The organism is Leifsonia sp. SIMBA_070, assembly GCF_046534635.1.
Classification (GTDB): Bacteria; Actinomycetota; Actinomycetes; order Actinomycetales; family Microbacteriaceae; genus Leifsonia.
In genome coordinates this window covers 526,360-539,953 of record NZ_JAWRYK010000002.1, presented here as the reverse complement: position 1 = coordinate 539,953, position 13,594 = coordinate 526,360, and the positions used below count along the sequence as shown (strand labels likewise).

The window sequence follows — 13,594 nt, the reverse complement described above, 5'->3', positions numbered from 1 at the left end:
GTGCAGAGCATCCGCGGCAGCCGAAGGAGGGGACCATGGAGACCGTACTCGCCGTGCTCGAGCGGGAGGACACCGCCTACGAGATCGAGTTCGAGCGGACCAGCGAGCCGCCCTTCGAGTTGCGGCTTCCCTCGCATATCGGCGGCGCGGCGGTCGTCGACGTCTTCGACCTCTGCGACTCCACGCTGTGGCCGGAACTCATCCGCTACCGGTTCACGGAGTGCGTCCCGGTCGTCATCGGCTCTCTGGACGACTTCTGACCGTCCAGTGCCGCGAATCTGAGCCCTCCCGCGCCGCACAGCGCGCAGGCTATGGTGTGCGCCATGAGCACCAAGAGCCGTCAGGCGCCGCACCACGAGGAGACACTGCAGCTCGGTGACAAGCGCGGGCTGTGGGGCGCCTTCGCCGGACTCATAACCGCGGTGCTCATCGCCTATCCCCTATCGGCCTGCATCGCATTCGCGACGCACCCGACCACGCAGAAGCTGTTCGGCGGCCGCCTGGAGTCGGCATCCGAGGGAGGGTTCGCGGCGTTCTGGTGGGTGCTCGCGCTCGGCTGCCTGGCGCTGCCGTTCATCGTCGGGTTCGGCATCGCACGCCTGTCGTCGCGGGCCGTGATCACCATCGCGGCGATCGTGGTGCTGTTCATCATCGCCGTCGTCGTGCTGGGGCAGATGTTCGCGTTCTGAACCGGTCGTCCCGACGGCCACGGGCGGCGGGCCACGGCCGGGTCAGCCGATCGCGAGCACGACCTTGGTGCCCGGCGCAGCCTCCTCGGCCGCGCGGTGCGCCTCCCACACTTCAGCCAGCGGGTGGATCACCGGCTCCGAGACGAGGAGGGAACCGTCGGCAGCCTGCGCGAGCAAAGAGGCGAGCGTGCGCCGGTAATCGTTCCGTTGGGTCGCGACATACAGAGGAGTGCTGCAGACGCGCTCGCGCCGGTGGCCTGCTGCGATCGCGCTTCCGCGGATCGCGTCGGCTCGCTCGTGTCCCGGCCGGCCGGCGAACGCCGTGCGGACCAGGACGCCATCGTCGGACAGCGCCTCCCACACGCGGCTCGACCCGGTGTGATCGATCGCAGCATCCAACGGGCCACCCGCCGCCTCCCGAGCACGGGCCGGCCACTCGGGGTCGGTGTGATCGACGACGGCGGCGCCCAGGTCGCGCACCCGGTCGGCCGTGCGCGCAGACGCGGTGCCCACCAGCGTCCGCCCGGAGCGCTGGGCCAGCTGCACCGCGAGTGCGCCGACCGCGCCCGAGGCGCCCTGCACCAGCAAGCGCCGGCCGGGACCGGCGAGCTCGAGCGCGCGGGCCGCCGTCACGCCGTCGAGCGGCAGAACGGCCGCACTCGCAGGATCGAGGCCGTCCGGGACGGCGACCAGGAAGGTCGGATGGACGGTGAGGAACGTCGCATGCGCGCCCATCCGCGGCAGAACGCCCGCAACGGTCGCTCCCTCCCGCAGGCCCAGCGCCACCGAAACGGCGGACTCGGTCAGTAGTTCCCCGACGAAGTCGTAGCCGGTGATGAACCCGGGCAGGGGCTGCAGCACGTACCCGCCGCGACGGGCCAGCAGCTCGGTGGCTCCGAGGGAGGCATGGGTGACCCGCACGATCACCCCGTTGCCGCGAGGAGCCCTGAGCGGCTCACGGACCAGCACCATCGCGGTCGGATCGCCGAAACGCGACACGCGGGCGACGAGACGGGACGGGCGGATGCCGCCCTCCGCCTCCATCGGCTCGTCAGCCGGCACGACGCTGCAGCAGAGCGGCGCGGTCCGGATGCGCGTCGAACCAATCGCCGACGTACGAGCACATCGGCACGATGTGGCGTGTGCCGTTCTTCTCGATGTCGTCGACCGCGTACTCCACCAGCTGACCGGCGTAGCCCTTGCCCCGCTGGTCCGGCATCGTGAACGCGCGCGTCAGCGAGATCGCATCGCCGAGGATGCGGTAGTCGAGCACGGCGACCAGCTCGCCGTCGACGTGCATCGCGTAGCGGTTCTCTTCCGTCTGATCGCTGAACTCGGTGGCCATGCGCCCATCGTACGTCCGCCATGCCGCGCAGGTCGCGGGGTAGGCTGAAACCGTGGGATCCCGACCCGCACCCGAGGGTTCCCGCGCGTTCCGCGACCGAGGCACAGCAGCCCAGGCCGCCGCCGGCGCCCGTCGGCGGCGACGTGACGATTCTGGAGCTTCACCGTGACGTTCGATACCCCGTCGCCCTCTCTCGCCCCCTCCTTCCAGGCCCTGCTCGAGCAGGTCCCCATCGGTGAGCACTCGGTCATAGAGGCCGAGAAGGTGCCCTACGAGCACGAGGGGCTTCCGTTGGAGGGCTACCTGGCCCGCGATGTGCAGGCGGATGAGCGGAGGCCGGGCATCCTCGTGCTGCACGACTGGTTCGGGGTCGCCGACAACGTCCGCATGCGCGCGCAGATGCTGGCGCGGCGGGGATACGTCGCGTTCGCCGCGGACCTCTATGGCGCGGACGTCCGCCCGACCGGCGACGCCGCCTCCGCCGAGGCCGGCAAGTACTACCGCGACCTGCCGCTGCTGCGTTCGCGCGTGGCGGCCGGTTTCAGCCTCCTGCAGCAGCATCCGGCCGTCGACCCGGCACGGCTTGCCGTCATCGGCTACTGCTTCGGGGGCACCGCGGCGTTGGAGTTCGCCCGCACCGGAGCGCCGGCCCGTGGCGTCGTCTCCTTCCACGGCGGGCTGGTCGCGCACGACCCGTCCGATGCGGGACAGATCGCCGCCTCCCTGCTGGTGCTCAACGGCGGGTCGGACCCGGTCGTGCCCGACGAGGCGGTCGTCGCCTTCGAGGAGGAACTGCGGGGCGCACCGCACGTGGACTGGCAGATCACGACGTACTCCGGAGCGCCGCACGCCTTCACCATCCCGGGCACCGACCGCTACCGGCCGGTGGCGGACGCGCGCAGCTGGCGGGCGCTGGTCTGCTTCCTGGACGAGATCTTCCAGTGACGCCGACGATGGAGCACCCGCACCTGTTCGACGAGAGGGATGCGCTGGTCTCGCGCATCCGCGCCCTGTGCCTGCGACTCCCGGAGGCCGTCGAGACGCTCAGCCACGGCCGTCCACTGTGGAAGGCGGGAGAGAAGGGGCGGACGTTCGCCGTGCTGGGCGCATCCATGGACGATCCGGACACGCTGCTGTTCAAGCCGGATCCTGCCGAGGATCCGGCGTGGCGGCAGGACCCGCGCGTGTTCGTCCCGAAGTACTGGGGACCCGGCGGCTGGCTCGCGATCCGGCTGGACCGCTCGACCTCCGACTGGTCGGAGGCGGCCGAACTGATCGAGACCTCCTACCGGCAGGTAGCGCTGCGGCGGCAATTGGCGGTCTTGGATAGCGTCATGTAAGCTCTAATCCGGTCCGCGTGCGGATCATGCGCCACTAGCTCAACGGATAGAGCATCTGACTACGGATCAGAAGGTTGGGGGTTCGAATCCCTCGTGGCGCACACTGTGTTGAGACAGTAGAAAAGCCCCGCTGAACAGGCCTTGCGCCAGAGAAGCGGGGCTTTTCGCTTGCCGGTCAGGCCCGGCCGGCAGGCGGGGCCGCCGTGCTGGCGCGGACCACGAGCCGAGTGTGCAGCACCGAGGAGCGCACGGGCTCCGGCCGCTCCTCGATCTCGGCGATCAGCAGGTCGAGGGCGCGGCGGCCGATCGACTCGAACTCCTGGTGGACGGTCGTCAGCGGCGGCCAGAACGAGTCCGACTCGGCCATGTCGTCGAAGCCGACGACGCTGACATCTTCGGGGACACGGCGGCCGGCTTCGTGCAGCGCACGCAGCACGCCGAGGGCCATCTGGTCGTTCGCGGCGAAGACCGCCGTGATCTCAGGGCGGGAGGCGATCTCCTGACCGTGGCGGTAGCCGGCGGCCGTCGACCAGTCGCCGGGGAACACCTCCGGAACGGGAGCGCCGGCCTCCTCCAGGGTCCGCCGCCACGACTCCTCGCGGCGGGCGGCCGAATACGAGTCCGCGGGACCGGAGATGTGCCAGACCGTCCGGTGGCCGAGGTCGAGCAGGTGCTGGGTGGCCTGGCGGGCGCCCTCCGCCTGGTCGGTGTCGACCTGCGGGTAGTCGGAGCGCTCGGTGGAGTCGACCACGACGACGGACAGGCCAGGCGGCAGCTCGACGTCGGAGCGGTCGACGATGTGCGCCTCGATGACGACGATGATGCCGTCGACCGCCTGCTCGAGGAGCCGGCTGAAGGCGAGGCTGACGTCCTGCTCGGTACGATGCTCGACCGGCACCACCGTGATCGAGTAGCCGGCCTTCGCCGCGGAGACGGCGATGGCGTCCAGGGTGCGCATGTTGCCGTACGACGAGAGGGTGAACATCACGACGCCGATGTTGCGGAACTGGCCGGACCGTAACGCGCGCGCGGCGTGGTTGGGCCGGTAGCCGAGCGTCTGCATGGAGGCGAGGACCCGACGGCGAGTGGAGTCCTCCACGTTGCTGAGCCCGTTCGCGACGCGGGAGACGGTCTGGGTCGAAACCCCGGCGTGCAGCGCGACGTCTCCCAGCGAGGGCCCGCGCTTTCGGGAGGCTGTGCGGCCGGGCGGGGTATCGGCGAGGGACTCTGTCATGGTCTCCACTTCTCGTTGCAACTCGACCTTGCGGCATGTTGACGTCAACATGCTAGGGTAGGCCGCACGATGTTGACGTAAACATCGCCCATTGTCCGCAAAACCCGGGAATGACATGACAACGACGTCCCTCACGCAGGCCGGCACGGCGGGCGGCACCCGCCGGCCGCGACGAGCCCGCCGCGACTGGCGCGGCTGGGCCTTCGTCGCGCCGTTCATGATCGTCTTCGCCGCGATGATCATCGCCCCCGTGCTCTACGCGCTGTACCTCAGCCTCTTCCGCCAGCAGCTCATCGGCGGCAACGCGTTCGTCGGGCTGGGCAACTACATCGCCGTCTTCCAGGACGCGAAGTTCTGGGAGTCGCTCGGCCGGGTCACCCTGTTCCTCGTCGTCCAGGTGCCGATCATGCTGCTCCTCTCGCTGCTCGCGGCGCTCGCCCTCGACAGCGCACGGCTGCACGGCGCCGGCTTCTTCCGGATCGCACTGTTCCTGCCCTACGCGGTCCCCGGCGTCGTCGCCGCCCTGATCTGGGGCTTCATCTACGGCGACCAGTTCGGGTTGACGGCGAGCGTCAACGCGCTGCTCGGCACCGGACTCGCGCCGCTCAGCGGCCCGTGGGTACTGGCCTCCATCGGCAACATCGTCACCTGGGAGTTCATGGGCTACAACATGCTCATCTTCTACGCAGCGCTGCGCGTGATCCCGACCGAGCTGTACGAAGCGGCGGAGATCGACGGCGCCGGCGCGTTCCGCACCGTGTTCAGCATCAAGCTGCCCGCCATCCGCGGCGCCATCGTCATCGCGACGATCTTCTCGATCATCGGTAGCTTCCAGCTCTTCAACGAGCCGCACCTCCTGAAGCAGCTGGCGCCCAACGCGATCAGCAGCTACTTCACCCCGAACATGTACGCCTACAACCTCTCGTTCGCCGGCCAGCAGTTCAACTACGCGGCGACCGTCGCGATCGTGATGGGCGTGCTCACCGCGGTGATCGCCTACGCCGTGCAGCTGCGCGGCTCGAGGAAGGAGCTCCGCTGATGGCCTCCCTGACCGACACCCGGAGCACCGGGAACACCGGGAGCAGCCGGCTCCGTCCCCACAGTGCGCCCTCCCGCGCGGCCGCCCGCAGCAACGCCGGCGCCTCCTCCGGCCGGCGGGTGCGCAAGTCGCCGCTGCTGACCGTCCTGATGGTCCTGTTCGTCATCTACTCGTTCGTGCCGCTGATCTGGCTGATCGTGAACGCGACGAAGAGCCAGCCCGACCTGTACTCGACCTTCGGGCTCTGGTTCGGCAAGAACTTCAACCTGTTCCAGAACATCGCGGACACCTTCACCTACCGCAACGGGATCTTCGTCCAGTGGCTCGGCAACACGCTGCTCTACGTGGTGGTCGGCGCGGGCGGGGCGACCCTCCTCGCCACCGTCGCCGGTTACGGGCTGGCCAAGTACAACTTCCCCGGCAAGCGCGCGGTCTTCGCCGTCGTACTCGGCGCGATCGCCGTTCCCGGCACCGCGCTTGCCGTCCCGACCTTCCTGATGTTCAGCCAGGCCGGGATCACCAACACGCCCTGGGCGATCATCCTGCCGTCGATGATCAGCCCGTTCGGTCTCTACCTGATCTGGACCTACGCGACGGAGGCCGTGCCGACCGAGCTGCTGGAGGCGGCGCGGATGGACGGGGCCGGCGAGTTCCGCACCTTCTTCACCATCTCGCTCCGGCTGCTCGCCCCCGGCGTCGTGACGGTCGCCCTGTTCGCGATCGTCGCCACCTGGAACAACTACTTCCTGCCGCTCATCATGCTGAGCGATCCGACCTGGTACCCCCTCACCGTCGGACTCAGCCAGTGGAGCGCGCAGGCGACCGGGGTCGGCGCGCAGCCGATCTTCAACCTCGTGATCACCGGATCGCTCATCACGATCGTCCCGATCGTGGCCGCGTTCCTGGTGCTCCAGCGCTTCTGGCAGTCGGGTCTGGCCGCCGGAAGCGTCAAGCAGTGACACCGTCCATCCCCATCCCAACCCCCCACCACACGCACCCTCATTCCACGAAGAAGTGAAAGGAAGCTCATGAAGCGCACACTCGGGTCCCGCACCCTGCGCAGGGCCATCGCCGCAGCAGTCGTCAGCACCGTCGTCGGCATCTCGCTCGCCGCCTGCTCCGGCGGAACCTCCGCCGGCGGCGGAAGCTCCTCGGACATCGACGCGGCCCTCAAGCAGGGCGGCACCATCACGTACTGGTCGTGGACCCCCTCCGCCGAGGCACAGGTGGCCGCGTTCGAGAAGAAGTACCCGAAGGTGAAGGTCAAGCTGGTCAACGCCGGCACCAACACCACCGAGTACACCAAGCTCCAGAACGCCATCAAGGCGGGCAACGGCGCACCGGACGTCGCCCAGGTCGAGTACTACGCCATCCCGCAGTTCGCCCTGTCGGACTCGCTCGTCGACCTGTCCAAGTACGGCTTCGACTCGCTGAAGAACGACTACACGCCCGGACCGTGGGGCTCCGTGAACGTCGGCGGCAAGCTCGTCGGCCTCCCCCAGGACTCCGGTCCCATGGCGATGTTCTACAACAAGACGCTGTTCGACAAGTACGGCATCGCGGTTCCGAAGACGTGGGACGAGTACGTCGCCGCGGCCCAGAAGCTGCACGCCGCCGACCCGAACGCCTACATCACCAGCGACTCCGGCGACTCGGGCTTCACCACCTCCATGATCTGGCAGGCCGGCGGCCGCCCGTTCAGCGTCGACGGCACCAAGGCGACGATCAACCTGCAGGACGCGGGCACCAAGAAGTGGACGGCCACCTGGGACAAGCTGGTCGAGGGCAAGCTGCTCTCCACCGTGCCCGGCTGGAGTGACGACTGGTTCAAGGCGCTCGGCAACGGCTCCATCGCCACCCTCGTCACCGGCGCCTGGATGCCCGGCGTGCTCGAGTCGTCCGTGAAGGACGGCGCGGGGCAGTGGCGGGTCGCTCCGATCCCCACCTACGACGGCAAGCCCGTGAACGCCGAGAACGGCGGAGGCGCGCAGGTCGTGCTCAAGCAGAGCAAGAACCAGGCGCTCGCGGCCGGCTTCCTGAAGTGGCTGAACAACGACCCGGAGAGCATCAAGGTCTTCCTCAAGTCCGGCGGCTTCCCGTCGACCACGAAGGACCTCGAGTCGTCCGACTTCCTCGCGACGGCGCCCGACTACTTCGGCGGCCAGAAGATCAACGAGGTGCTCGTCGACGGTGCGAAGAACGTGTCGACCGGATGGCAGTACCTGCCGTTCCAGGTCTACGCGAACAGCATCTACGGCGACACCGTCGGTCAGTCGTACACGTCGAACACCAGCCTGAACGGCGGCCTGCAGGCCTGGCAGAAGGCGCTCGTCGACTACGGCAACCAGCAGGGCTTCACCGTCACCGGCAAGTAGCCCATCCCACCCGTGGCCGGTCGCGATCCGTCGCGGCCGGCCACGCCCCATCCTGGAGGAGAACCATGACCAGCTTCGAGATCGTGGGAGACGACTTCGTCCTCGACGGCGAGCCGCACCGCATCCTCTCCGGCGCGCTGCACTACTTCCGCGTGCACCCGGACGACTGGGCCGACCGCATCCGCAAGGCGCGCCTGATGGGGCTGAACACGATCGAGACGTACGTGCCGTGGAACGCGCACGAGCCGCAGCCCGGCGAGTGGCGGGCGGATGGCTGGCTGGACCTCCGTCGCTTCCTGCTCGCGGTCGCCGACGAGGGGATGCACGCCATCGTCCGGCCCGGCCCGTACATCTGCGCGGAGTGGGACAACGGCGGCCTCCCGGCATGGCTGTTCACCGACCCGGCGGTGGGCATCCGCCGCTCCGAGCCGACGTTCGTCGCCGCGGTTTCGCGCTTCCTGCAGAACGTGCTGGAGATCGTCCGGCCGCTGCAGGTGACCGAGGGCGGTCCGGTCCTCCTCGTCCAGGTCGAGAACGAGTACGGAGCCTACGGCGACGACGCCGAGTACCTCCGCCACCTGGTGCAGGTGATGCGGGAGGCCGGGATCACGGTCCCCCTGACGACCGTGGACCAGCCGCAGGACGACATGCTCGAGAACGGATCGCTGCCCGGCCTCCTGAAGACGGCGTCGTTCGGCTCCCGCTCTCGGGAGCGTCTTGCGACGCTGCGGCGGCACCAGCCGACCGGCCCTCTGATGTGCTCCGAGTTCTGGGACGGCTGGTTCGACAGCTGGGGCACCCACCACCACACCACGCCGGTGGCCGAGTCGGCCGCAGACCTGGACGAGCTCCTGTCGCTGGGCGCGTCCGTCAACCTGTACATGTTCCACGGCGGCACCAATTTCGGCTTCACCAACGGAGCGAACGACAAGGGCGTCTACCAACCGATCGTCACCAGCTACGACTACGACGCCCCGCTGGACGAGGCGGGCGAGCCGACCGAGAAGTTCTGGGCATTCCGCGACGTCATCGCGAAGTACGCACCGGTGCCGCAGCTGGATGCCGTATCCGCGGCGGCCGCTCCGGCGTTCACCGTCCCGTTCGACGCCGCCGTCCCGCTGTGGGCGGTCACGGATCGGCTCGGAGAATGGTCGCACACCGACGCGCTTCCGACCTTCGACGACCTGGGCCACTACAGCGGGCTGGGCCTCTACCGGACCGAGATCGACACGTCCGAGCCGGCCGTGCTGGAGTTCGGTGAGGTGCGCGACCGCGCCTACGTCTCGGTCGGGACCAGCCGCCTCGGCGTGCTGGCGCGCGACCACCACGACTCCGCGATCGCCCTCTCCCCCAGCCGCGGGACGCTGACGGTGCTGGTCGAAGACCAGGGCCGCGTCGACTACGGTCCACGCATCGGCGAGCCGAAGGGACTCATCGGCCCGGTGCAGCTCAACGGCGAGGAGCTGCGGAGGTGGAGCGTGCTCCCGCTGGAGCTGTCCTCCATCGAGCCGGTGCGGGAGGCGCTGGTCGCGGCGGTCGGTCGCGGCGCGGCACCGGAACGGCTCGCCGGTCCGGTGTTCGCCCGGGCTGTCTTCGAGGTCGAGGAGCCCGGCCACCTGTTCCTCGACACGACCGGATGGGGCAAGGGCGTCGCCTGGATCAACGGCTTCAACCTGGGCCGGTACTGGACGCGCGGGCCGCAGCAGACGCTGTACGTCCCGCGCGGCGTGCTGCGCGCCGGGACGAACGAGCTGATCGTGCTCGAACTGGAGTCGGCCGCGGAGGCGACCGCCGCCTTCGTGCCGGAGCCGCGGCTGGGGCACACGGAGGTGTAGGCGGCTATTGCGGCCACCCCTGGGCGGCTCGGACTGGCTGTCCGGATCGTCAGGTATCTAGCCTTTCGGGATGCGCGCCACCGCGCGCAGTCTCTCGAGAGGAAACTGGATGAAGAGCAATCGCACCTGGATGAGAATCCGGGCAGTCACCACTATGGCAGCCGTCGTCGTCGGTCTCGGCGTCGCCGCGGACCTCGTTGCGAGCGAGCCCGCTCATGCGGTCACCGGCGGGACGAAGGTCGCGAAAGGCGTCTACCCGTTCTACACCGACGTGCCCGGTTGTGGGGGTGCGCTGGTCGCCCCGAACTGGGTGATCACCGCAGGGCATTGCGCAGGAGGACTGAAAGTCGGCTCCAGCCAGGTCGCCGTCAATACGTACGACTACAACGAACGCTCCTCCGATGTCCGTTCCACTGTTCGCGACATCGTCCAGCCCAACATCCCAGGGCTCGATCCGCAGATCCCCGACGTCGCACTACTGCGCATCGACCCGGTGGGCGTGCGCCCCATCCCCCTCGGCGATGCTGTCGATGAGGGGAGCATCCTGCGAAGCGCCGGAATGGGCGCCGGCAGTGATGGACACCTCTCGACGACACAGTTCCGCTTCCTCAGTCATATGCCCGGCGGCTCCCTCACGCGAGCAACCCCGCTTGTCGCGGGAACGCACAACGGCGCTGGCGACTCGGGCAGCGCATTCTTCATGGACACCCCGTCCGGCCCCCGGCTTGCCGGAGTGGTCTCCGCCTGCAGCGACTCGGTAACCGCCTTCGTCGACATCGCCTCCAATCAGCCGTTGCGCGACTGGTTCGCCCGCACCACTCAGACCGCGGTCGCCCCTCTCGACCGCTCGATCACTCTCCGTTCGTCATGGACGGGGATGTACGTCTCGGCACGGGGGTCCGGACCGGACGCTCCGATCGTTGCCGGCAACAACCAGACCCTTGCATTCACCTGGGAGCACTTCACGCTGGTCCACAACAACGACTACACGGTGAGCCTTCGCGCGGAGTCCAACGGCAAGTTCGTCACCGCACCGCCCTCCGCTGTCCTGGACGCCAATCGCGATTGGAACGATACGTGGGAGAAGTTCGTCCTCGTTTCGAATTCGAATGGCACGATCAGCCTGCGGGCCATGTCGACGGGCAAGTACGTCACCGTAGCGGCAGACATGAACACCGTGGTGTCGACCAGCACGACGATCGGAATCGCGAGCAGCTTCCTTCTGAACTGAGTGGGTTCGCCCCCGGGCGGTGATACGCGACGACGGCCTCCGGCTTCCCTCCCGTACGACGGAAGGCGGGGGCCGTCGCAGCAGGCGTCGACCGTGTACGGCATCTGTCGCTACGAGTCCGCGCGGACGTCCCCAGCCCCTGAGGGGATCGGCATCACCCCGAGCGGACGCGCGTCCCGGCGATGATGCACGCTCAGCACGGCGACGCACACCACGATCGCCGCGAGCAGCACCAGACTCACAGGGGCGGTGCCGAGTGCCAGCCCTCCGCGGGCGTGCGACACCGCGAACCCGTCGGAGAGGGACGCACCGAACGGGCGTGTCAGGACGTATGCGGTCCAGAATGCAGCGGTCGCCCCGAGCCCCCACCAGCGGTAGGCGACGCCCGGCACCGCGAACAGGATGCCGAAGAGCAGCGCTGAGGCGAAGTACCCCAGTCCCAGCGTCGTCGCAGTGAGATCGCCGACCGCCGTGCCCAGCGCGAAGGTCGCAAGCACCGCGCACCAGTAGAAGACCTGCCGCGCGGGGGTATCGATCTTGTGGACGGACAGCGTCCGCTGGGTCGCGTACCAAAGCACGAATACGACGGCGAGCACCACCGCGAAGACCACCGTCGACACCAGGTACGGCACCCCGAGCTCGACGTGGAGGACGTCCGCCACCATCGTGCCGAACACCGCCACCATGAGCACCGCCGACCAGTACACCCAGGGGATGTACCTCCTCACGGCGAACTGCAGCCCGAGCGCGATGGCGAAGAGGATGAACGCGCCGCCCACCGCGACGACCGGGTCGATGGTCTTCACCAGGAAATCGGACGCCGTCTCTCCCATCGCCGTCGTCAGCAGCTTGGTCACCCAGAACAGGGCAGTGACGGCGGGAACGGTGTTGCGCATCCTCCCAGCATCCCGAATCGCGGGTGCCCCACCCTGTGCGACGGGGGCGAACCGCTGAGAGCCCTCAGAGGTTGGGCTCGCACGATTCGTGACGAATCGGGGTTCCGCGCGCCTATTTCGCCACATTCCTCACGAATCTGTCGTTGAGGTTCGGCGCACGCACCACCATCTCCTGAAAACAGGTTCCAACGGGACAACGGAGTACTCTCCCGGAGTGACCATGCAGAGAAGCGACCTCCCCGACGGTTTCGTCGTCGGGACCGCGACGGCCTCATATCAGATCGAAGGCGCGACCCGCGAGGACGGCCGGGGCGAGAGCATCTGGGATGCGTTCGCCCGCGTCCCCGGCGCGATCGCTGACGGCAGCACGGGTGACGTGGCCGACGACCACTACCACCGCTGGGCGGAGGACGTGGCTCTGATGTCGGACATCGGGGTCGACGCCTACCGGTTCTCGGTCGCGTGGCCGCGCATCCAGGCGGACGGCACGGGCGCTCCCAACCGGGCGGGCATCGACTTCTACCGGAGACTGGCCGGTGGGCTCCGCGACCGCGGCATCACGCCGTGGGCGACGCTGTACCACTGGGATCTCCCCCAGGCGCTGGAGGACCGGGGCGGCTGGCTGCAGCGGGACACCGCCCTGCGGTTCGCGGACTATGCTGCCATCGTCGCGGAGGAGCTCGGCGACGTCGTCACCGACTGGATCACGCTCAACGAGCCGTGGTGCTCGGCCTTCCTCGGCTACGCCAGCGGCCATCACGCGCCCGGGCGACGGCTCGGTTCGCGTGCAGCGCACGCCGGGCACCACCTCCTGCTGGGCCACGGCCACGCGCTGGAGGCGCTCCGCGCGACCCGCTCCGACGCCCGCGTCGGGACCACGCTCAATCTGTACTCGGTCCGGCCGGCAGGCGACTCCGACGCGGATGCGGACGCCGCACGGCGCATCGACGGCCTCAGCAACCGCTTCTTCCTCGACCCGGTGCTGCGCGGAAGCTACCCGGCCGACGTGCTGGACGACCTGGGCGAGACGCAGTGGTTCGCCGAGAACGCGACCGAGGACGACCTGAAGCGCATCTCGGCGCCCATCGACTTCCTGGGGATCAACTACTACAGCCGGCACACGGTCCGTTCGGGGTCCATCCCGGCCGTCGACGCCCCGGCCAGCGCCTACCCGGGCAGCGGGCACGTCCAGTTCGTCAAGACCGGAGCGCCGGTCACCGAGATGGGCTGGGAGATCCACCCGGACGGAATGGTGGATGTGCTGCGCCAGGCGCACGAGCTGGCCCCCGACCTGCCCCTCTACATCACCGAGAACGGCGCGGCCTACCCCGACCGGGTGGAGGACGACGGCTCCATAGACGACGGCGCGCGGGCCGAGTACCTGGAGGCTCACTTCGAGGCCGCTCGGGATGCCGTGGCCGAGGGGATCCCGCTCCACGGCTACTTCATCTGGTCGCTGATGGACAACTGGGAGTGGGCGTGGGGGTACTCGCGCCGGTTCGGCATCGTGCACGTGGACTACCGGACCCAGAAACGCACCCCCAAGCGGAGCGCCCGCTGGGTGGCGGACTTCCTGCGCGACGCAGTTCCCGCCTCCCGGGCCTGAGAAG

The 13,594-nt window shown here is 68.9% G+C and carries 14 protein-coding genes and 1 tRNA gene; 11 read left to right on the top strand and 4 right to left on the bottom strand.

Translation table 11 applies throughout. The features are described from left to right. Positions 1-35 precede the first annotated feature (35 nt). Both SB754_RS18420 and SB754_RS18415 read left to right on the top strand, forming a co-directional pair. Entirely contained in the window at positions 36-260 is a 225-nt protein-coding gene (locus SB754_RS18420; RefSeq protein WP_410783852.1) for a hypothetical protein, read from the top strand. Between the two features lie 63 nt (positions 261-323). Further along, on the top strand, positions 324-689 hold the full coding sequence (locus tag SB754_RS18415) for a hypothetical protein (RefSeq protein WP_410783851.1): 366 nt from the start codon (positions 324-326) through the stop codon (positions 687-689). 42 nt (positions 690-731) lie between these two features. Here SB754_RS18415 and SB754_RS18410 read toward each other — a convergent pair whose 3' ends face one another. Next, positions 732-1,751 carry a hypothetical protein gene (locus SB754_RS18410; protein ID WP_410783850.1) on the bottom strand — a complete coding sequence of 340 codons (1,020 nt, stop codon included), beginning with the start codon at positions 1,749-1,751 and terminating at the stop codon, positions 732-734. Continuing rightward, positions 1,741-2,034, bottom strand: a complete 294-nt coding sequence (locus tag SB754_RS18405; protein ID WP_410783849.1) for a GNAT family N-acetyltransferase — start codon at positions 2,032-2,034, stop codon at positions 1,741-1,743. The genes SB754_RS18410 and SB754_RS18405 overlap by 11 nt, the downstream gene beginning before the upstream one ends. A 165-nt stretch (positions 2,035-2,199) precedes the next feature. Between SB754_RS18405 and SB754_RS18400 the strand changes: the two genes are divergently transcribed. The 3 genes from SB754_RS18400 to SB754_RS18390 all read left to right on the top strand — a co-directional run bounded on the left by SB754_RS18400 (position 2,200) and on the right by SB754_RS18390 (position 3,475). After that, positions 2,200-2,979 carry a dienelactone hydrolase family protein gene (locus SB754_RS18400; RefSeq protein WP_410783848.1) on the top strand — a complete coding sequence of 260 codons (780 nt, stop codon included), beginning with the start codon at positions 2,200-2,202 and terminating at the stop codon, positions 2,977-2,979. Continuing rightward, positions 2,976-3,374, top strand: coding sequence for an MmcQ/YjbR family DNA-binding protein (locus tag SB754_RS18395; RefSeq protein WP_410783847.1), 399 nt, complete (start codon positions 2,976-2,978; stop codon positions 3,372-3,374). The genes SB754_RS18400 and SB754_RS18395 overlap by 4 nt, the downstream gene beginning before the upstream one ends. A gap of 28 nt (positions 3,375-3,402) precedes the next feature. After that, positions 3,403-3,475 (top strand) — tRNA-Arg (locus tag SB754_RS18390). A 74-nt stretch (positions 3,476-3,549) separates the two neighbouring features. On the opposite strand, the gene SB754_RS18385 is transcribed toward SB754_RS18390, so the two are convergent. Beyond that, the gene (locus SB754_RS18385) at positions 3,550-4,608 is read right to left on the bottom strand and encodes a LacI family DNA-binding transcriptional regulator (RefSeq protein WP_410783846.1); all 1,059 of its coding nucleotides are present in this window, start codon (positions 4,606-4,608) and stop codon (positions 3,550-3,552) included. 115 nt (positions 4,609-4,723) lie between these two features. Here SB754_RS18385 and SB754_RS18380 point away from each other — a divergent pair, with 115 nt between their 5' ends. The 5 genes from SB754_RS18380 (at position 4,724) to SB754_RS18360 (ending at position 11,088) form a co-directional block, all read left to right on the top strand. Beyond that, positions 4,724-5,647, top strand: coding sequence for a carbohydrate ABC transporter permease (locus tag SB754_RS18380; RefSeq protein ID WP_410783845.1), 924 nt, complete (start codon positions 4,724-4,726; stop codon positions 5,645-5,647). Continuing rightward, the gene (locus SB754_RS18375; protein ID WP_410783844.1) at positions 5,647-6,606 is read left to right on the top strand and encodes a carbohydrate ABC transporter permease; all 960 of its coding nucleotides are present in this window, start codon (positions 5,647-5,649) and stop codon (positions 6,604-6,606) included. Before SB754_RS18380 ends, SB754_RS18375 begins: the two co-directional genes overlap by 1 nt. Positions 6,607-6,675: 69 nt before the next feature. Then, the gene (locus SB754_RS18370; RefSeq protein ID WP_410783843.1) at positions 6,676-8,022 is read left to right on the top strand and encodes an ABC transporter substrate-binding protein; all 1,347 of its coding nucleotides are present in this window, start codon (positions 6,676-6,678) and stop codon (positions 8,020-8,022) included. A gap of 65 nt (positions 8,023-8,087) precedes the next feature. Continuing rightward, on the top strand, positions 8,088-9,857 hold the full coding sequence (locus tag SB754_RS18365; RefSeq protein ID WP_410783842.1) for a beta-galactosidase: 1,770 nt from the start codon (positions 8,088-8,090) through the stop codon (positions 9,855-9,857). A gap of 109 nt (positions 9,858-9,966) precedes the next feature. Then, complete coding sequence (locus tag SB754_RS18360) at positions 9,967-11,088, top strand: trypsin-like serine protease (protein ID WP_410783841.1); 1,122 nt, start codon at positions 9,967-9,969, stop codon at positions 11,086-11,088. A gap of 110 nt (positions 11,089-11,198) precedes the next feature. Here the strand turns inward: SB754_RS18360 and SB754_RS18355 are convergent, their stop codons facing one another. Then, positions 11,199-11,984: a hypothetical protein gene (locus tag SB754_RS18355; protein WP_410783840.1), complete on the bottom strand. Its 786-nt coding sequence runs from the start codon at positions 11,982-11,984 to the stop codon at positions 11,199-11,201. Positions 11,985-12,204: 220 nt separating this feature from the next. Between SB754_RS18355 and SB754_RS18350 the strand changes: the two genes are divergently transcribed. Next, positions 12,205-13,590 carry a GH1 family beta-glucosidase gene (locus SB754_RS18350; protein ID WP_410783973.1) on the top strand — a complete coding sequence of 462 codons (1,386 nt, stop codon included), beginning with the start codon at positions 12,205-12,207 and terminating at the stop codon, positions 13,588-13,590. Positions 13,591-13,594: the final 4 nt, after the last annotated feature.

Bases quoted from the DNA above. Each gene is read 5' to 3' on its own strand.
- SB754_RS18365 (WP_410783842.1), top strand. From the start codon at position 8,088: ATGACCAGCTTCGAGATCGTGGGAGACGACTTCGTCCTCGACGGCGAG.
- SB754_RS18385 (WP_410783846.1), bottom strand. From the start codon at position 4,608: ATGACAGAGTCCCTCGCCGATACCCCGCCCGGCCGCACAGCCTCCCGA.
- SB754_RS18355 (WP_410783840.1), bottom strand. From the start codon at position 11,984: ATGCGCAACACCGTTCCCGCCGTCACTGCCCTGTTCTGGGTGACCAAG.
- SB754_RS18370 (WP_410783843.1), top strand. From the start codon at position 6,676: ATGAAGCGCACACTCGGGTCCCGCACCCTGCGCAGGGCCATCGCCGCA.
- SB754_RS18415 (WP_410783851.1), top strand. From the start codon at position 324: ATGAGCACCAAGAGCCGTCAGGCGCCGCACCACGAGGAGACACTGCAG.
- SB754_RS18405 (WP_410783849.1), bottom strand. From the start codon at position 2,034: ATGGCCACCGAGTTCAGCGATCAGACGGAAGAGAACCGCTACGCGATG.
- SB754_RS18375 (WP_410783844.1), top strand. From the start codon at position 5,647: ATGGCCTCCCTGACCGACACCCGGAGCACCGGGAACACCGGGAGCAGC.
- SB754_RS18350 (WP_410783973.1), top strand. From the start codon at position 12,205: ATGCAGAGAAGCGACCTCCCCGACGGTTTCGTCGTCGGGACCGCGACG.
- SB754_RS18420 (WP_410783852.1), top strand. From the start codon at position 36: ATGGAGACCGTACTCGCCGTGCTCGAGCGGGAGGACACCGCCTACGAG.
- SB754_RS18380 (WP_410783845.1), top strand. From the start codon at position 4,724: ATGACAACGACGTCCCTCACGCAGGCCGGCACGGCGGGCGGCACCCGC.
- SB754_RS18360 (WP_410783841.1), top strand. From the start codon at position 9,967: ATGAAGAGCAATCGCACCTGGATGAGAATCCGGGCAGTCACCACTATG.